Source organism: Bacteroides fragilis NCTC 9343 (assembly GCF_000025985.1).
GTDB classification, from domain to species: domain Bacteria; phylum Bacteroidota; class Bacteroidia; order Bacteroidales; family Bacteroidaceae; genus Bacteroides; species Bacteroides fragilis.
Genome location: NC_003228.3, coordinates 2,589,819 through 2,607,160, shown reverse-complemented (window position 1 = coordinate 2,607,160; position 17,342 = coordinate 2,589,819). Strand labels below are relative to the sequence as shown.

General features: G+C 42.8%; 17 protein-coding genes. 4 read left to right on the top strand and 13 right to left on the bottom strand.

What is annotated here, in order from left to right; all coding sequences use genetic code 11:
* Window positions 1–7: 7 nt before the first annotated feature.
* From atpF to purT, 7 genes are all read right to left on the bottom strand, one after another.
* Window positions 8–505 carry a F0F1 ATP synthase subunit B gene (atpF, locus tag BF9343_RS10495; protein ID WP_005787487.1) on the bottom strand — a complete coding sequence of 166 codons (498 nt, stop codon included), beginning with the start codon at window positions 503–505 and terminating at the stop codon, window positions 8–10.
* 15 nt (window positions 506–520) lie between these two features.
* Complete coding sequence (gene atpE / locus BF9343_RS10490; protein ID WP_005777530.1) at window positions 521–778, bottom strand: ATP synthase F0 subunit C; 258 nt, start codon at window positions 776–778, stop codon at window positions 521–523.
* 26 nt (window positions 779–804) lie between these two features.
* Window positions 805–1,956 (bottom strand): F0F1 ATP synthase subunit A, encoded by a 1,152-nt coding sequence (atpB, locus tag BF9343_RS10485; RefSeq protein ID WP_005787483.1) that lies wholly within the window; start codon window positions 1,954–1,956, stop codon window positions 805–807.
* Complete coding sequence (locus tag BF9343_RS10480) at window positions 1,940–2,368, bottom strand: hypothetical protein (protein WP_005787480.1); 429 nt, start codon at window positions 2,366–2,368, stop codon at window positions 1,940–1,942. Before BF9343_RS10480 ends, atpB begins: the two co-directional genes overlap by 17 nt.
* Before the next feature lie 33 nt (window positions 2,369–2,401).
* Window positions 2,402–2,647: an ATP synthase F1 subunit epsilon gene (gene atpC / locus BF9343_RS10475; RefSeq protein ID WP_005787478.1), complete on the bottom strand. Its 246-nt coding sequence runs from the start codon at window positions 2,645–2,647 to the stop codon at window positions 2,402–2,404.
* Between the two features lie 11 nt (window positions 2,648–2,658).
* Entirely contained in the window at window positions 2,659–4,176 is a 1,518-nt protein-coding gene (gene atpD / locus BF9343_RS10470; RefSeq protein ID WP_005787476.1) for a F0F1 ATP synthase subunit beta, read from the bottom strand.
* Between the two features lie 642 nt (window positions 4,177–4,818).
* Window positions 4,819–5,985, bottom strand: coding sequence for a formate-dependent phosphoribosylglycinamide formyltransferase (gene purT / locus BF9343_RS10465; RefSeq protein ID WP_005803416.1), 1,167 nt, complete (start codon window positions 5,983–5,985; stop codon window positions 4,819–4,821).
* A gap of 647 nt (window positions 5,986–6,632) precedes the next feature.
* Here purT and BF9343_RS10460 point away from each other — a divergent pair.
* Entirely contained in the window at window positions 6,633–6,878 is a 246-nt protein-coding gene (locus tag BF9343_RS10460) for an RNA recognition motif domain-containing protein (protein ID WP_005787472.1), read from the top strand.
* Window positions 6,879–6,947: 69 nt separating this feature from the next.
* Here BF9343_RS10460 and BF9343_RS10455 read toward each other — a convergent pair whose 3' ends face one another.
* A complete protein-coding gene (locus tag BF9343_RS10455) occupies window positions 6,948–8,465 on the bottom strand; it encodes a DUF4301 family protein (RefSeq protein ID WP_005787470.1) in 1,518 nt (505 codons plus the stop codon).
* A gap of 107 nt (window positions 8,466–8,572) precedes the next feature.
* Between BF9343_RS10455 and BF9343_RS10450 the strand changes: the two genes are divergently transcribed.
* On the top strand, window positions 8,573–10,786 hold the full coding sequence (locus BF9343_RS10450) for a RelA/SpoT family protein (protein WP_005787468.1): 2,214 nt from the start codon (window positions 8,573–8,575) through the stop codon (window positions 10,784–10,786).
* 2 nt (window positions 10,787–10,788) lie between these two features.
* The gene (locus BF9343_RS10445; RefSeq protein WP_010992912.1) at window positions 10,789–11,175 is read left to right on the top strand and encodes a diacylglycerol kinase family protein; all 387 of its coding nucleotides are present in this window, start codon (window positions 10,789–10,791) and stop codon (window positions 11,173–11,175) included.
* Between the two features lie 86 nt (window positions 11,176–11,261).
* On the opposite strand, the gene BF9343_RS10440 is transcribed toward BF9343_RS10445, so the two are convergent.
* The 5 genes from BF9343_RS10440 to BF9343_RS10420 form a co-directional block, all read right to left on the bottom strand.
* On the bottom strand, window positions 11,262–12,428 hold the full coding sequence (locus BF9343_RS10440) for an MFS transporter (protein WP_005794210.1): 1,167 nt from the start codon (window positions 12,426–12,428) through the stop codon (window positions 11,262–11,264).
* 7 nt (window positions 12,429–12,435) lie between these two features.
* The gene (panB, locus tag BF9343_RS10435) at window positions 12,436–13,257 is read right to left on the bottom strand and encodes a 3-methyl-2-oxobutanoate hydroxymethyltransferase (RefSeq protein WP_005787461.1); all 822 of its coding nucleotides are present in this window, start codon (window positions 13,255–13,257) and stop codon (window positions 12,436–12,438) included.
* Window positions 13,258–13,348: 91 nt separating this feature from the next.
* Window positions 13,349–14,077 (bottom strand): alpha/beta hydrolase, encoded by a 729-nt coding sequence (locus BF9343_RS10430; RefSeq protein WP_005794212.1) that lies wholly within the window; start codon window positions 14,075–14,077, stop codon window positions 13,349–13,351.
* A 14-nt stretch (window positions 14,078–14,091) separates the two neighbouring features.
* On the bottom strand, window positions 14,092–15,087 hold the full coding sequence (locus BF9343_RS10425; RefSeq protein ID WP_010992910.1) for a quinone-dependent dihydroorotate dehydrogenase: 996 nt from the start codon (window positions 15,085–15,087) through the stop codon (window positions 14,092–14,094).
* Window positions 15,088–15,158: 71 nt separating this feature from the next.
* Window positions 15,159–15,821, bottom strand: coding sequence for an HAD family hydrolase (locus BF9343_RS10420; protein ID WP_005794216.1), 663 nt, complete (start codon window positions 15,819–15,821; stop codon window positions 15,159–15,161).
* A gap of 107 nt (window positions 15,822–15,928) precedes the next feature.
* Here BF9343_RS10420 and BF9343_RS10415 point away from each other — a divergent pair, with 107 nt between their 5' ends.
* Window positions 15,929–17,293 (top strand): MATE family efflux transporter, encoded by a 1,365-nt coding sequence (locus BF9343_RS10415; protein ID WP_005794219.1) that lies wholly within the window; start codon window positions 15,929–15,931, stop codon window positions 17,291–17,293.
* The last annotated feature ends 49 nt before the right edge of the window (window positions 17,294–17,342 follow it).

The following is a 17,342-nucleotide window of genomic DNA, read 5'->3' as shown; positions in this document are numbered from 1 at the left end:
TCTTCTGTTAGTTCTTCGTTAATACTTCATCAAGCATACGGTCAATCATTCCCATCTGCTCTTGTTTATCATCCAGATTTTTGCGAATGACCTTCTCGGCTATATCCACAGAAAGCAGAGCTACCTGCCGACGGATATCACGTATGGCTTCGTCTTTTTCAATCTGAATCTGTCGTTTCACTTCATCCAGTTCCTTCTGAGCAGCTATTTCAGCTTGTTTGCGGGCCTCGTAAATAATCTTTTCACGTTCCTGCATAGCCTCTTTCATGATACGTCCCTGTTCCTTGTTAGCGGCAGCCACAATAGCTTCGCCCTCCTCTTTCAGTCGTGACAACTGGGCGTTTGCTTCTCTGGCTACCTCCAATGATTCGTCAATGTAGGTTTTACGGCCTTCCACCATCTTAATAATGACGGGGAAGCCGTATTTTGCCAATACTGCGAATACAATTCCAAAAGAAAGGAGCATCCAGAATATCAGGCCACTATCGGGTAGTAACAATGACATAATCTTCCTTGTTTATTATAAGAAAAGTACCAATAGACAAACAACTAATGCCAACAACGCTACACCTTCAACCAAGGCAGCGGCAATAATCATATTCATACGGATATCTCCCGATGCCTCCGGTTGACGCGCAATACCTTCCATGGCCGAGCCACCGATCTTACCAATACCGATACCTGCTCCGATAACAGCTAAACCAGCTCCGAGAGCTGCTCCCAATTTACTTAATCCTACTCCTGCAGCAGCAGCTTGCAATAATACTGATAGTAACATAATTTTCAGTTTTAAAATGGTTTATATTATTCTTTTACTTCTTCTTTTTTACCGCCTTCCTGGGCCAGTCCGATGAATACAGCAGATAACATCGTGAACACATAAGCCTGAATAAAGGCAACCAACACTTCCAGCAAATTCATAAAGATGTTGAATAATACGGAAGCCACCGTAAGCGAACCATTGATAGCCGGTCCCATGCTTGCCGATATAAATATCAGGCAGGTAAGCACTAACATGGCCATGTGTCCGGACAACATGTTGGCAAACAGACGGATCATCAAGGCAAACGGTTTGGTAAATACACCGAAAAATTCGATAAACGGCATCATGGGTATAGGTACCTTCAGCCACCAGGGAACATCAGGCCAGAAAATATCTTTCCAATAGTGTTTTGTTCCGAATATATTAACAATAACGAATGTGAATAAAGCTAATACCAATGTTATGGCAATATTTCCGGTTACATTCGCTCCTCCGGGAAAGATGGGGATCAGTCCCATAATATTGTTAATGAAAATGAAGAAAAAGGCTGTGAGCAGATAGGGAGCAAACTTTTTATAGTTGGGTCCCACACAACTCTTAATCACATCATCATGAACCATCATAATAAACATCTCCATAAATCCGATAAATCCTCCCGGAGCATATGCACCCTGTTCACGTTTGCGATACCAATGCGCTACACTCAGAATGATCGCCAGCAAAATAGCGCTATTGATAAAGAGAGACAAAGTTACCTTTGTAATGGAAATATCCCACGGACGTACTTCCTCTCCCGTCGCATTACGTTCTACTACTTTCCCCTCATACTTGCTCCCGGCAGGAGCTATATAAAATCCCTCGTATTTGCCGCCATTCTCTTCTAGGCGCGAAGACAGAAAAGCATGCCAACCAGAAGTTTCGCTATACACGATAATCGGCAACGGAATGCAAATCGAAGTTTTTCCTATATTCGTGATATGCCACTCGTAAGAATCTCCAATATGGCCGAACACAATGCCTTTTACATCTACCTGATTAGCTTCCTGATTGATTGTGTCTTTACCTACAATAATCTCCTGCTGCAAAGTAGCGGTGGTATCACCCGGTACAGGCTCCTGTGCAAAGGTTGTAGCAGGCAACATTCCTCCTATCAAGACAAGCATTCCGGCAACTATGTTACGCAACTGTTTCATATTTTTTTGATTTCTTTTTAAGTTTCTGATTCCACTCGAAAACGAAGAAAAACCAGCTTTCATATATAAGATAGCCCAGATAGAACGCCAGGAATGTCAATAGAAATTCAATAGCGGAATCGGGCACAGCCACACAATAAATGATTAGTAAGAAAACTGATACAATCATTTTCAATACTTTTGCCACTAAAAAGAGCATCACCATCTTCTCCGGTGCATGACGCCTGCAGGCATCAAACATATAAATATAAAATACACCGAATATATAAAAGTACACCGGTATCAACGGATAACCTCCGAAATAATGTCCGGGTTCCAGATAATGCAAGACCAAGGCTCCCAATCCTCCCCCTACAAGAGTAAGGATGCTGAGATAACCCAGAAAATTGCGTTTTGTGATGCTCATATTCATAGTAAAAACAGATTATTGTGCGGAGATCAAGGCTCAGGATACGCAAACGGAAGCTTCACCATTGCTTAGCTCCACAAAACCGCTGTGAATATCCAGCGTATGCTCTTCGCCATCCGTTGTCGTGTAACTGACTGTCCCTTCTTGCAGGGAAGAAACAATCGGTGCATGCTGCGGCAGAATAGAAAAGACTCCACTGGTGCCCGGAAGGGTAACACTCTTCACTTCACCATTAAAGACCTCTTTTTCCGGCGATACAATATTCAAATGCAGTTCTTTCATGATTCCTTATTTTATTTGTTAGCCTGTTCAAGCAGTTTCTTACCTTTTTCGATAGCTTCTTCAATGGTTCCCACATTCAGAAACGCCGGTTCAGGCAGATAATCTACTTCACCATCCAAAATCATTTTGAATCCTTTTATTGTATCTTCAATGGCCACCATTGCTCCCGGTACTCCGGTAAACTGTTCGGCCACTGTAAATGGTTGAGACAGGAAACGCTGTACCCTGCGCGCACGGTTTACCACCAGACGGTCGGCGTCGGATAATTCCTCCATACCTAAAATAGAGATGATATCCTGTAATTCTTTATTGCGTTGAAGAATCTGCTTCACACGTTGTGCGACATCATAATGCTCTTGACCCACAATGTGCGGATCGAGAATACGAGAAGTAGACTCCAACGGATCCACTGCCGGATAAATACCAAGCTCAGTAATTTTACGACTCAACACAGTCGTTGCATCCAAGTGGGTAAAAGTTGTTGCCGGAGCAGGGTCGGTCAAGTCATCAGCCGGTACGTAAACAGCCTGCACCGAAGTGATAGAACCCGTTTTTGTCGAAGTGATACGTTCTTGCATAGCACCCATTTCGGTAGCCAACGTAGGTTGATAACCTACCGCAGAAGGCATACGCCCCAACAAAGCCGAAACCTCGGAACCCGCCTGAGTGAAACGGAAAATATTATCGATAAAAAACAATATATCTCTCGCTCCCGACTTTGCCCCCATATCCCGGAAAGATTCAGCGACAGTCAATCCTGACAAAGCAACTGAAGCACGTGCTCCAGGAGGTTCGTTCATCTGTCCGAACACCAATGTAGCCTGTGACTTTTCTACCTCATTATAATCCACTTTCGAGAGGTCCCAATGTCCTTTTTCCATGCTTTCTTTGAATGCTTCTCCATAACGGATTACACCCGATTCAATCATCTCACGAAGCAAATCATTACCTTCACGGGTACGCTCTCCCACTCCGGCAAATACGGAAAAACCATTATGCTTCTTGGCAATGTTATTAATGAGCTCCATAATAAGTACAGTTTTACCCACTCCGGCCCCGCCAAACAAACCGATCTTACCTCCTTTTGAATAAGGCTCAAGCAGGTCTATCACCTTAATTCCAGTAAACAGAACTTCCTGTACAGTGGTTAAATCTTCAAATTTGGGAGGATCACGGTGAATAGAATATGCACCGTCGCGATTGAGTTCTTTCATTCCATCGATGGAGTCGCCGACTACGTTCATCAAACGTCCTTTGATCTGTTCGCCTACCGGCATTGTGATAGGACCTCCCGTCGGAAATACCTTCATCCCGCGCTGCAAGCCGTCGGTACTATCCATGGCAACCGTACGTACGGTATTTTCACCAATGTGTTGTTGAACTTCTACAATCAGCTTTTTGCCGTTGTGCCTTTTTATCTCTAATGCGTCGTGGATACTTGGCAATATCAAGTCCGATTCTGTACCTTCAAAATACACATCGACCACAGGGCCAATTACCTGAGAGATATGTCCGATAATCTGTGACATAAGCAATCTTTTTATATATTATTCTTCTAATACTCTAAAACGTTATAGCATGGTAAGTCGCGTTTTTACCAGTTTCACTATTAACATAACGTTCGATATCCGGTTTTGTTCACATAGATAGTTAAACAAACAACTTCGCAAAAGTAGAAACTTTTTTTTCCCGTTGTACCATTTTTCTGTTTTTTCTCTTTAGATAACATTCATTAAACTTACAAAGGTGTGAAAATGAACAACATTAGCACCCTTTTTACTACTATACAAAGCATATTAGAGCCAATACGCTCTATCCTCTGCCCAATCAGAGAATTGATTAAGTTTTCAAGTAGCTGTAGCGTTTTCAGTCAATTAGTCAAATGTTAGATAGTACAACATGCAACGAGTTTTATACAAACAAAGGGAAGTTGCGTTTTAAAGGCATTTTTCGCTCTTTACGCCATGAATAGGATAGAGTATTAACAATTGCAAAAGCGGAGAGAACAAAGGTATAATCAGATAAAAAACAGGGGTGTACCAAGACTCGTATTCACCACAGATTCATACAGATAAAAGTAATCAATAGATTAAGTTCATCCTGTGGTACTTTGTGGTAAACAGGAGTTTCGGCACACCCCACTATGGTTTTTCAACCAATAATCCCAGTATTTAATATACTTCTACTTTATCGGCTATCCGCTTTGCCTTATCACGCAAAGCATCCAGATCCGAACCGTTTGGAGCATAGCAAAGCACTACTCCCATACGCCGATTCACACGTGTATACGGCTTACCAAATATACGCAGATAAGTATCCTCTTCTCCGGTAACTTCCTCCATACCTCTATACTGCGGACGTTCCTGACTGGCAATCGGCGACAGAATAACGGCACTCGCTCCTATTCTTTCTTGTTTTATTCCCGGAATGGGCAACCCCAATACGGCACGTAGGTGAAGTTCAAATTCATTCAGATTTTGTGTTCCGGCCAATGTCACCATTCCCGTATCATGTGGACGTGGAGACAGTTCCGAAAAGTAAACCCCGTTTTCATGGCTCAGGAAAAATTCTACTCCCCACAGTCCTGCACCGGTCAATGCACGAGTTACTTTTTCAGCCATATCTTCTGCTTCCTTCAAGTGTGCAGGATCAATGTGTGCAGGTTGGAAACTTTCCCGATAATCCCCACCCTTTTGTACATGCCCGATAGGCGGACAAAACAGAGTCGGACCATTCTTCTGTGTCACTGTAAGCAAAGTTATCTCACTATCGAATTTGATAAATTCCTCAATGATTAGCTCACGAATATCTCCACGGCTGCCATTACACCCATATTCCCAAGCATGTTCCAACTCGGCAGCGCTCTTGACCAATGACTGCCCTTTACCCGATGATGACATTAAAGGCTTCACGACACAAGGGAAACCGATTTTCTCAGCGGCTTCCTTCAGTTCTTCCAATGACTTGGCATAATAGTATTTCGCAGTTTTCAGTCCCAGTTCCTTAGCGGCCAAATCACGGATAGCCTTTCGGTTCATTGTGTAATTAACGGCACGTGCACTCGGCACTACCTGAATCCCTTCTTTTTCGAAATCGTATAAACGTTCCGTACGAATGGCTTCAATCTCGGGGACGATAATGTCCGGCCGATGCTTTTTTACAATACGCTCCAGTTCTTCACCGTTCAGCATATCGAATACTTCGCATTCATCAGCAACCTGCATGGCAGGTGCCCCGGCATATGAATCACAAGCAATGATGTGTTGACCTTTACGTTGAGCAGAAATTACAAATTCCTTGCCCAATTCGCCCGATCCGAGTAAAAGTATTTTCTTCATGATTGAATATTTTAAGATATAATGACGCAAAAATACTACTTTTCTTCCAATAAATCCCGAACGAGCTACTAAATGATTACGATAAAAGAGAGAAAAAGACAATTACATAGAAAAAGATTAACAGGTCACAGAACAACAAGCTGTTCTTCAAGAACAAAGTCCTCCTTTAAAAGAGAACGGGAACATTATTTAACAGCATATTAATCATGATTATCAAGCACTTACACCGATAGTAAAAAGGAGATTTTACGAAGTTAATATCGTAGTTCCAAGAAGTTAACTTCCTGCAGATACGATGTTAACTTCGTATAAATACGTTGTTAACATCGTACATGACAGGATGTTAACTTCGTAAATGTCATAATATAATTTCCAATATTATAACAAATAAGACACATATAGCCAAAGAGAAATGTTAATTTTTGGTCTAATTACACAATAAAGAATATTTAAAAGGATAAAAAGAAGCGGATATGGTGTATTATCCGGAATTAATGCCTTACTTTGCAACATCAAACAATAAGAGGTTTTTATTGGTTTAACTCTCACATGTATTTCCTCAATGTTCGCATTGAGAACTTTCATCTCTGATTTACACTTCCTAAAGCTTTATTGTTATTTTATTAATTTTTTATTTTTGTATATTTATGAATATGTACGTTGGAAATCTTAGCTATAATGTTAAGGAGTCAGATTTGAGACAAGTTATGGAAGAGTATGGAGTAGTAGAATCAGTAAAACTGATCACAGACCGCGAAACAAGAAGATCTAAAGGGTTTGCGTTTGTCGAAATGCCGGAATCTTCAGAAGCAAGCAATGCCATTAAAGAATTGAACGGAGCAGAATATGCCGGTCGTCCGATGGTAGTAAAAGAAGCTTTGCCAAGAAATTGATCTGAAAAGCAATTAAATAATAAAAAGGGGATATTCGCCGTGAATATCCCCTTTTTTATTTTCCTTTGATTACTGATGCTGTTCACGCAACAGGTCGTTCACAGTCTTTACCGGATTGAAAGTGGAAAGTGGAACCTCCACAAATACCGTACTCCAATCGCTCATAGCACCATTCCACAAACCGGGAAGTTCAAGAGCTTTCAGATCCTTACCACTCTTCGACTTATAAGAGATGAAGCCGGTAGCTTTATCCACATATTTCGCCAAATCAAATTTATGACCCTTATAATCACGTACGGCGCAAACCAGATCGACCGGGTTGAAGTGCGTACCCTTTTCAAACATTTCCTTTGCTTCCGGATTATTCATATCGATTTGTGAGCTTTCAAGGATTTGCAGGGAGATAGTTCCATCACTATTATATGCCAGGAACGGACCACCGCCCGGCTCGCCCACGTTCTTCACCATACCACAAACACGCATCGGACGGTTCAATTTATTCTTCAGGTAAATGACCAACTCGGCATCTTCCAGATCTTTTGTTTCAGGATTCTTACAGAAAAGTTTCTTTTGTACAAATTGCAGGATATCCATCACCTGCTCATGTGTATAACGACCACTATCCAATAATTCCAGATATTGAAAAGCTTGCTTCTGGAGAGATACCAGTACACCGGCAATCAGTTTCTTATAAAGCACTGTATCGCCTTTCAATTTATCAGGAACCACATTGTCAATGTTCTTAATAAAAATAACATCCGCATCCAGATCATTCAGATTCTCAATCAGCGCACCATGCCCGCCGGGACGGAACAAAAGCTTACCGTTATCGCGGAATGGCTGGTTTTCCATATCAGCGGCAATTGTATCAGTGCTTGGTTTCTGTTCGGAGAAAGTGATATTATAATCTACGCCATAACGTTTGGCAAAAGCATCGACTTTTTCGGTAACCAATGATTTAAACAGTTCACGGTGCTCGGTAGAGACGGTAAAATGCACATTGACTTTTCCGCTTTTTCCGGCAGCATACATAGCACCTTCTGCCAAATGTTCCTCAAGCGGGGTACGCGAACCTTCTTCATACTTATGAAACTTAAGTAACCCCTTAGGAAGCGCACCGTAATTCAGTCCCGCTACATTAAGCAATCCTGAAACGACCGCTTTATAATTGCCTTCTGCAATCAGGGTAGGAATATCTTTGCCTTCTGTCCGCACACAAGCCGTATTCAAATCATCATAAAAAGCAAATTTTTCAATCGATTCAAAAAAAGTTTGTTCGAACTTTGTAGTGGGTTCAGTATAGTCAGCATCCAAAAATTCAAATAGATTCTTGAACATACGGCTGGCAGCACCCGAAGCGGGTACAAACTTCACAATCGTTTTGTCTGAATTGGTATAGGCATCCCATGCTGCAAGATAAGCTTTCTGCTCCTCGGCATCAGGAGCCAAAATGCCTTTTTCTACAGATGCGGCAGCATCTAACTTCAAATAAGGAAAGCCTTTTTGGAAGCAAGCCAACTGCTCAGCGATTTGTACTTCCGAAATGCCCTTTTTGGCAAGCAATTCTTTGTCTTCAGGTGTTATCATACTATCTAATTTTATTAATTCATGCCCAAAAATACAAAAAAAGGAAGAGGACACCCTACAAAACCCGGAAAAAAACTATCTTTACCGACGATAAATTTGAGCTGCTTATGGAAAGAGATGAATTCTTTACGAAAGAAGAGAGAGAATTATTGTTCTCACTATACAAAAAACTACTGCGTCTCACCGGAGAAACCTTACAAAAAGGAGATTGCAGAAAGCTGAAAAAGCATCTTATCGACTCCACTCAAAACAATACGATGCAGAGGGACAGTTTTGGGCTGAATCCTGTTATCAAAGATATGCAGACTGCTGTAATCGTGGCTGAAGAAATCGGCATGAAACGGGCATCTATTTTAGGCATTATGCTACACACGCCTGTACGTTGCCACTCTTATACAATAGAATACATTCAACAGGAGTATGGTGAAGATGTGGCCGGAATTATCCGGGGATTAATCAAGATCAATGACCTCTATGATAAGAGTCCGACCATAGAATCGGAGAATTTCCGCAATCTGCTACTGTCTTTTGCCGAAGATATGCGGGTAATTCTGATCATGATTGCCGACCGTGTAAACGTGATGCGACAAATAAAAGATGCCGAAAATGACGAGGCCCGCAGACGGGTGGCCAATGAAGCAGCCTATCTGTATGCTCCGCTAGCCCACAAACTGGGATTGTATAAGCTGAAATCGGAACTGGAAGATTTGTCACTAAAATATACCGAACATGACATCTATTACCATATCAAGGAAAAGCTGAACGAGACGAAAAAGTCACGTGACCGTTATATTGCCAACTTCATTGCTCCGATACAACAGAAATTGGAGGAAGCAGGACTGCATTTCCACATGAAAGGACGTACCAAGTCCATTCATTCCATCTATCAGAAAATGAAGAAACAGAAATGCCAGTTCGAAAACGTATATGACTTGTTTGCTATCCGTATCATCCTGGAATCTCAGTTTGAAAAAGAGAAGCAGGAATGTTGGCAGGCATATTCCATAGTGACGGATATGTATCAACCTAACCCCAAACGTCTGCGTGACTGGCTGTCGGTTCCCAAAAGTAACGGTTACGAGTCATTACACATCACTGTTATGGGGCCCGAAGGCAAATGGGTTGAAGTACAGATTCGTACGGAGCGTATGGACGATATTGCCGAGCGCGGATTGGCAGCCCATTGGAGATATAAAGGCGTGAAGGGTGAAAGCGGACTGGACGAATGGCTGACTTCAATACGTGAAGCACTGGAGAATACGGAGAACGACCTGGAAATGATGGACCAGTTCAAACTGGATCTGTATGAAGACGAAGTATTCGTATTTACACCGAAGGGAGACCTTTTTAAACTGGGCAAAGGGGCTACCGTACTTGATTTTGCTTTCCACATTCACAGCAAATTGGGATGTAAATGTATCGGAGCAAAAGTAAACGGTAAAAATGTACAGTTAAGACAAAAGCTGAACAGCGGGGATCAGGTAGAGATTATGACATCGAACACACAGACTCCGAAACAAGACTGGCTGAACATTGTCACTACTTCAAAAGCCCGTACTAAGATTCGTCAGGCCCTCAAGGAGATGGTGGCGCGTCAGCATGATTTTGCCAAAGAGACCCTGGAACGCAAGTTCAAGAACCGGAAGATGGAATACGACGAAGCTGTGATGATGCGCTTAATCAAACGCTTGGGATTCAAGAACGTGACAGAGTTTTATCAGAAGATTGCCGATGAGGTACTCGACGTAAACGATATTCTGGATAAATACATCGAACAACAAAAGCGGGACAGCGAACGTGATGAGGTGACCTATCGCAGTGCAGAAGAATACAACCTGCAAAACCAGATAGACGAAACAACAGTCACTAAAGAAGATGTACTCGTTATTGACCAAAACCTGAAAGGATTGGATTTCAAACTCGCCAAATGTTGTAATCCCATATACGGAGACGATGTATTCGGGTTTGTCACAGTATCCGGAGGTATCAAGATACACCGAAATGACTGCCCCAATGCAGGACAGATGCGCGAACGCTTCGGCTATCGGATTGTAAAAGCACGCTGGGCCGGTAAATCGGAAGGTACTCAATACCCAATAACACTCCGCGTTGTGGGTCATGATGATATCGGTATTGTAACAAATATTACTTCGATCATCTCAAAAGAAAATGGTATCTCGCTACGTTCTATCGGTATCGATTCGAACGACGGCCTTTTCTCGGGTACATTGACCATTATGGTAAGTGATACCGGACGTCTGGAAGCGCTGATCAAGAAGTTGCGCACAGTAAAAGGAGTAAAACAGGTTAGCAGAAATTAAGAATGGAAAAATTCAGCACCAGAAAAAGAATACGGAGCTTCGGATATGCCTGGAAAGGTATCCGAAGTTTTGTAAGCAAAGAACATAATGCCTGGATACATTGCACGGCAATTATTATAGTAACAGTGACCGGATTCTGTTTCGGCATCACCCGGAACGAATGGATAGCTATCATACTTTGTTTTGGAGTAGTACTGGCAGCAGAGGGATTCAACACGGCTATAGAAAGATTGGTCAATCTTGTATCTCCGGAACGTAATCCGATAGCAGGTGATGTGAAAGATATCGCAGCGGGTTCCGTTCTGATATGTGCTATAGTTGCTGCCATTGTAGGAATTATCATCTTCATGCCTTATGTACTTGCTGTTTTACTGTGTAATATGGGATAAATGATACATTAAAAAAGCGGACTCCGTATATTATGCTACAATTCGTTGCAAATATACGGAGTCCGCTTTTCATAATTATATCACATTTATCTTACCTTCTTCCTTTTAAAATAAGGATACGTAAGTAAAACGAAGAATGCCAAAGACACGATTGCCGATAACAATCCGACCCGATAAACGGCCTGTTCATTAGCCGTAAGATGTAAATGACACGCAGATGCAATACCCAATCCGACTCCAAGTTCCCATGCAAGTAGATGAGTGGTATTAGCCGTGCCGCGCTGGCAGTGTTGCGACAATTTGACAAACATCATAAGAAACTCCGGAGTGACCAAGCCGAGTCCTAAACCCATCAATACAGCTGCCGGAGCATTCCAGCTTGTTTCAGGAGAGAACAGCATAGCCATCGATCCGATTACTGTCACCAGCCCGACAACTATCTGCAACCACATTTTGTTATCATAGCGGAAAAACAATTTCACAATTAATACTGATAAGAGAAATCCGCATCCGACCAAAGCAAAAAAAGGTACTGTCTCGCCTCCTACCGGCACATCACTCGGCGCACCGGCAAGCACAGGAAGCATCAATCCCGGTATAAAAGCAATCAATATTAAATTGAATGCCGGAATAAGTCCCCGGAGAAGCAGGAATCGGTCCATGGAACAAACTTTCATCCCGATAGGTGCACGAAAGGGAACATATACCCTTGACACAAATAATATTCCCAACGCTCCCAACGCCACAGCAACATATAGCAAAGTCTCAAAGCCATGTGTCCGAAACAGATACACCCCCAAAGCCGCTCCGATAATCATCCCCAAGCGTGCAGCCCAGGAAAAGACCACATTACCTGCGCTGCGAAAAGTGGAATTGGTGATATCGATGGCCAATGTGATGCCTGCCGTGGCAGCCATTCCAAAGGATAATCCCTGCACAATGCAAAGCATCAACAGATGTGTTGCGTTCTGCACCAACGTATAACCGGCTGTTGCTGCAACCATTACCCCAAACGAAAGCATACATATATATTTCCGCTTGTAAACATCGACCAAATAGGCATGGAACGGGCCGATAAAAAACATTGCAAGCGTAAAAAGTATAAATATGACTCCCGTCTGACTGACAGGCACGCCTAAACGTGAAGCCATCATTACCGGGAGTACAGGGTACAACAAATACAGGGACATGAACAACAATAAATTAGCAAGGCATATCCGCATAAAATGCAATGTCCATAATTTAGTCGCCATACGACAATTAATATTGTTCTTTCTCGTTCGGGAAGTCGCAGTTCTTTACATCTGAAACATAGTGACTGATAGCATCGGTCATTACCGTATAAAGATCGGCATAACGACGAAGGAAGCGCGGGCGGAAACCGTTATTCATACCCAACATATCCTGAATTACCAATACCTGTCCGTCTACATCTCCACCGGCACCGATACCGATCACCGGAATGGTCAGTTCGCTTGCGACACGTGATGCCAATGCTGCAGGAATCTTTTCAAGAACAAGTCCGAAACATCCGGCCTCCTCAAGTAAATGTGCATCACGAATCAATTTCTCTGCTTCGGCATCATCCTTGGCACGAACCGTGTATGTACCATATTTATTGATAGATTGTGGCATCAGTCCAAGATGTCCCATCACGGGGATACCGGCACTCAGAATACGTTTCACAGTATCTATAATCTCTTCACCACCTTCCAGTTTCAATGCATCGGCATGACTCTCCTTCATTATGCGGATAGCTGAAGCAAGCCCTTCCATTTCATTACCCTGATAAGAGCCAAAAGGCATATCCACTACTACCATTGCACGCTTTACACCACGTACAACCGATTTTCCATGATAGATCATCTGATCCAGGGTAATAGGAAGTGTAGTCACATTACCTGCCATCACATTCGATGCGGAATCGCCTACAAGAATTACATCGATACCGGCACCGTCGACAATCTGTGCCATTGTGTAGTCATACGATGTAAGCATAGATATTTTTTCGCCTCTTTGCTTCATTTCGATTAGGCGATGAGTCGTCACTTTTCTTGTGTCATCTGATATATAACCAGCCATATCCAATCTTTTTAAATTAAAAATCGGGCGCAAAGGTATAACTTTTAATTCATACCATACAAGTAAAAGTGAATAAATTAGCGGATCCACATTAAAAGGTCAGCAACCATTTTTGTAGTTCATCAGTCCATAACTCCTTATATATGAAACTGTCACGAAATCCGAAGCTATGTCCGCCTTCCGGATAAATATGCAGTCCGGCAGAGACTCCATGTTTCAATAATGCTGTATAATAGACAATACTGTTGAGAGGAGATACGGCCTGATCATCCTCGGCCAAAACGATGAATGTAGGAGGAGTATCGGCTGTGACGTGAAGTTCAAGGGATAGTGTTTCTTTCAAACCTTCAGAGATAGTTTCTCCCAACATACGTTCGCGTGAAGGCCAATGAGTCAGCCTGTCGGTCATGCTGATAACGGGATAAAGCAATACTTGAAAGTCGGGCCGGTCTGTTCCGGTATAAAGAGTTGCGGCAGTAGCAGCGATATAGCCTCCGATAGAAGCTCCCATAACACCCAGTTGATGGATTCCCCACTCTGCCGACTGACGGCGGATCAGGCGAATCGCTTCACGAATATCCTCACGAATCACTTCAACATCACCGTGAGGCATGCGATAATTCAGTACGGCATATGTGATGCCCTGATTATTAAACCACGCAGCAAAATCACGTCCTTCATGATCTGAAGCTATCTGATTGAACCCACCACCGGGACACATAATAATGGCTTTACCTCTTGGCTTGCGAGCCGGATAAACCCAAAGGACAGCCGAAGAAGCATCTTTTCCTAATGAATATTCGATAAAACTCTGTTCCATAACTTTATTCCTTATCATTTAATTTCCTGAATCATTTTTTTCACTATACCCGGCCCTTCATAAATAAACGAAGAATAGATTTGTATCAGATTGGCCCCCGCATCCAACATCCTACGGGCATCAGCGGGAGTAATGATTCCGCCTGCCCCTACTATCAGAAGGCTTTTTCCGGCATGGGCACGCAAATAGCTGACGGCTTTTAATGACCTCTCCCCTATCCCGCGTCCACTGATTCCACCGGAGCCGATCTTCTGTAATTGTGCAGGTGAATAACCTTTTAAGTAACTCCGCTCCATGGTAGGTCCGGTAGCTATCACTCCATCTACCCGGTACAGACGAGTACAGTCGATCACATCATCCATTCCTTCTTCTGTGATATCGGCAGGAAGTTTGAGTAACAACGGAACATGTATGTTTTGCTCCACACGAAAAACTGCCAACCCCTGTAGCACCTGTTTCATCAGAGCAACATCCACAGATCCCCAATTAAGTGTGAAATAACCGACATGAGGATGTAACTCCTTATACAGACGCAAAAAGTCAGCCACCGCCTGCTCTCCTTCCGAAGAGGGATTCTTATTTATATTTACACCTAAAACATACGAACCGCTTTTCTGTTCAAGACGGCGTTTAATAACATCCAATCCGGGATTATTGAAGCCCGTACGGGAAATTAAAGATTCACACTGAGGCAAGCGAAAAATACGCGGACGGGGATTTCCATCCTGAGAATCGGGAGTTACAGTACCTACTTCGATAAATCCGAAACCACAATCGGCCAATTCATCAAAAATTTCGGCTCCTTTATCGAAACCGGCCGACAGACCGATACGGTTTCGAAAAGTAAGATGATTCCATATCAACTGTTTGTCGGAACAAGTATAAAGGTGACGTATCCAGCATCTGCACCATGGCAAATGCCGGTAACATTTGAGGCAGGAAACCAACAAGGCATGTACCTTTTCGGGTTCCATCAGAAATAAAACAGGACGAATCGTTTGCTTATACATGGCTTTCTCTCTTTTTAAATACCATGCAAAGCTAAGGGATTCTTCCCTGAGATGCTATTCAATCTTTCTTATCAGATATAACGTGAAGTTATAGTCAGCAGTTTTTCGTAAGTCATCCCTCTGAAATCGTCTATTACATAGTCTGCCTTGTCGGCAATGGCTTCGCGTGAATTCGTAGTTGCCAATCCGACAACAATGGCTCCGGATGATCTACCGGCCTGCAAACCATGAAATGAATCTTCGAACACATACGAATCTTTTGAATCGGAACCGAAAATTGTCATTCCCAACAAGAAACATTCAGGATCAGGCTTAGAACGCTTAAAACGCTCTGCAGTCAATATTTCATCAAAAAGGGATTTAAACTCGGGATGGGCATGATAAACATTCTCCATTTTTGCCGTATTGGAACTGGTAACCAAAGCTATTTTCACACCATGCCGACGCAGATCTGCTATAAACTCAACTATTCCGGGAACATAGTCATAATTCATTTTTATTTCAAAGCGGTTCAATGCCTCGGTTATATCCCGCTGTTTTTCCGGTTCTCCTGCAAAGTATTTATCATAAATCTGTACCAGTGTCTGGCCCTTAACCTTGGAACCAAAGTTTGCATCATTTACATACTTTTGGCCCATTTCATTCCAGAAAACGGTATACTGCCCTTCTGTATCGACAATTACACCATCACAATCGAATAATGCCGTTATTTTCTTTGTTGCATCCATAAACATTCTTTTACGTGTTTGTTAAACTCTGTGGGCAAAGTTCAGAATAATCATCGAATCAGGCAAATTATTTGTACCTTTGCTGCACTTAAAAATATGTAACGCTTCACTATATGGCACAACAAACCGATCCCCGCATACTGGGTACAGAACCTATTGGCAAACTTCTGTTACAATATTCCATCCCGGCCATCATCGGAATGACTATTACGTCACTTTATAATATCATCGACAGTATTTTTATCGGGCACGGTGTCGGTCCCATGGCTATCTCCGGACTGGCGATCACCTTCCCGCTAATGAATCTGGTCGTAGCGTTCTGTGTACTGATTTCGGCAGGTGGAGCTACCATCTCATCCATACGCTTGGGACAAAAAGACATCAAGGGTGCGACCGATGTTCTGGGAAATACATTGATGCTTTGCCTGACGAATGCAGTGCTGTTCGGTGGATTGGCTTATCTATTCCTGGACCCGATATTGTTTTTCTTCGGCGCCAGTACCGGTACACTTCCCTATGCCCGTGATTTTATGCAAGTGATTCTCTTGGGAACTCCCATCACTTATACCATGATAGGGTTGAACAACGTGATGCGTGCTACGGGATATCCGAAAAAGGCCATGTTGACATCCCTGGTGACAGTTATTGCCAATGTCATCATCGCTCCTGTCTTCATTTTCCATTTCGGCTGGGGGATTCGGGGAGCTGCTATGGCTACAGTCCTGTCACAGTTTATCGGAATGATATGGGTAGTAAACCACTTCCGTAACAAAGAGAGTTTTGTCCATTTCATGCCGGGTTTCTGGAAAATGAAGAAACGCATCATCGGCAGTATCTTCTCCATAGGAATGTCTCCTTTTGCCATGAATGTTACGGCATGTATCATTGTCATACTCATTAATAATAGTTTGCAAAAATACGGTGGCGATATGGCTATCGGTGCCTATGGTATCATTAATCGCCTGCTGATGCTGTATGTAATGGTGGTAATGGGGTTGACTATGGGAATGCAACCCATCGTCGGATACAATTACGGTGCACAGAAGATCGACCGTGTAAAGCATACACTCCGTCTCGGTATCATTGTCGGTGTATTGATAACGAGTAGCGGTTTCATTATCTGTGAACTTTTTCCGCACACAGTTTCGGCCATCTTTACCGATAGCGATGAATTGATTGACATGGCATCGTCCGGGCTGCGCATTTGCACGTTGATGTTCCCGTTTGTAGGTGCACAAATCGTTATATCAAATTTCTTCCAGAGTATAGGAATGGCTAAGATCAGTATTTTTCTGTCACTTTCGCGCCAGTTAGTATACCTGCTCCCGGGATTACTTCTGCTTCCACCCTTATATGGTGTAAAGGGGGTATGGATCAGCATGCCTGTCTCTGACGGATTGGCTTTTGTAACAGCGGTAGTGATTTTGATGGTGTATATCAAGAAAGTAAAAGAGAAAACATCCGGACAGAAGCTATAAACCGGTGAAACAGAGACTTGATACAGACAAAAGAAAGGCCCGGTTTCAG

What these genes read in the sequence shown, in the direction of transcription:
- atpF (WP_005787487.1), bottom strand. Translation starts at nt 505, where the DNA reads ATGTCATTGTTACTACCCGATAGTGGCCTGATATTCTGGATGCTCCTT.
- atpE (WP_005777530.1), bottom strand. Translation starts at nt 778, where the DNA reads ATGTTACTATCAGTATTATTGCAAGCTGCTGCTGCAGGAGTAGGATTA.
- atpB (WP_005787483.1), bottom strand. Translation starts at nt 1,956, where the DNA reads ATGAAACAGTTGCGTAACATAGTTGCCGGAATGCTTGTCTTGATAGGA.
- BF9343_RS10480 (WP_005787480.1), bottom strand. Translation starts at nt 2,368, where the DNA reads ATGAATATGAGCATCACAAAACGCAATTTTCTGGGTTATCTCAGCATC.
- atpC (WP_005787478.1), bottom strand. Translation starts at nt 2,647, where the DNA reads ATGAAAGAACTGCATTTGAATATTGTATCGCCGGAAAAAGAGGTCTTT.
- atpD (WP_005787476.1), bottom strand. Translation starts at nt 4,176, where the DNA reads ATGTCACAGATTATCGGACATATCTCTCAGGTAATTGGCCCTGTGGTC.
- purT (WP_005803416.1), bottom strand. Translation starts at nt 5,985, where the DNA reads ATGAAGAAAATACTTTTACTCGGATCGGGCGAATTGGGCAAGGAATTT.
- BF9343_RS10460 (WP_005787472.1), top strand. Translation starts at nt 6,633, where the DNA reads ATGAATATGTACGTTGGAAATCTTAGCTATAATGTTAAGGAGTCAGAT.
- BF9343_RS10455 (WP_005787470.1), bottom strand. Translation starts at nt 8,465, where the DNA reads ATGATAACACCTGAAGACAAAGAATTGCTTGCCAAAAAGGGCATTTCG.
- BF9343_RS10450 (WP_005787468.1), top strand. Translation starts at nt 8,573, where the DNA reads ATGGAAAGAGATGAATTCTTTACGAAAGAAGAGAGAGAATTATTGTTC.
- BF9343_RS10445 (WP_010992912.1), top strand. Translation starts at nt 10,789, where the DNA reads ATGGAAAAATTCAGCACCAGAAAAAGAATACGGAGCTTCGGATATGCC.
- BF9343_RS10440 (WP_005794210.1), bottom strand. Translation starts at nt 12,428, where the DNA reads ATGGCGACTAAATTATGGACATTGCATTTTATGCGGATATGCCTTGCT.
- panB (WP_005787461.1), bottom strand. Translation starts at nt 13,257, where the DNA reads ATGGCTGGTTATATATCAGATGACACAAGAAAAGTGACGACTCATCGC.
- BF9343_RS10430 (WP_005794212.1), bottom strand. Translation starts at nt 14,077, where the DNA reads ATGGAACAGAGTTTTATCGAATATTCATTAGGAAAAGATGCTTCTTCG.
- BF9343_RS10425 (WP_010992910.1), bottom strand. Translation starts at nt 15,087, where the DNA reads ATGTATAAGCAAACGATTCGTCCTGTTTTATTTCTGATGGAACCCGAA.
- BF9343_RS10420 (WP_005794216.1), bottom strand. Translation starts at nt 15,821, where the DNA reads ATGTTTATGGATGCAACAAAGAAAATAACGGCATTATTCGATTGTGAT.
- BF9343_RS10415 (WP_005794219.1), top strand. Translation starts at nt 15,929, where the DNA reads ATGGCACAACAAACCGATCCCCGCATACTGGGTACAGAACCTATTGGC.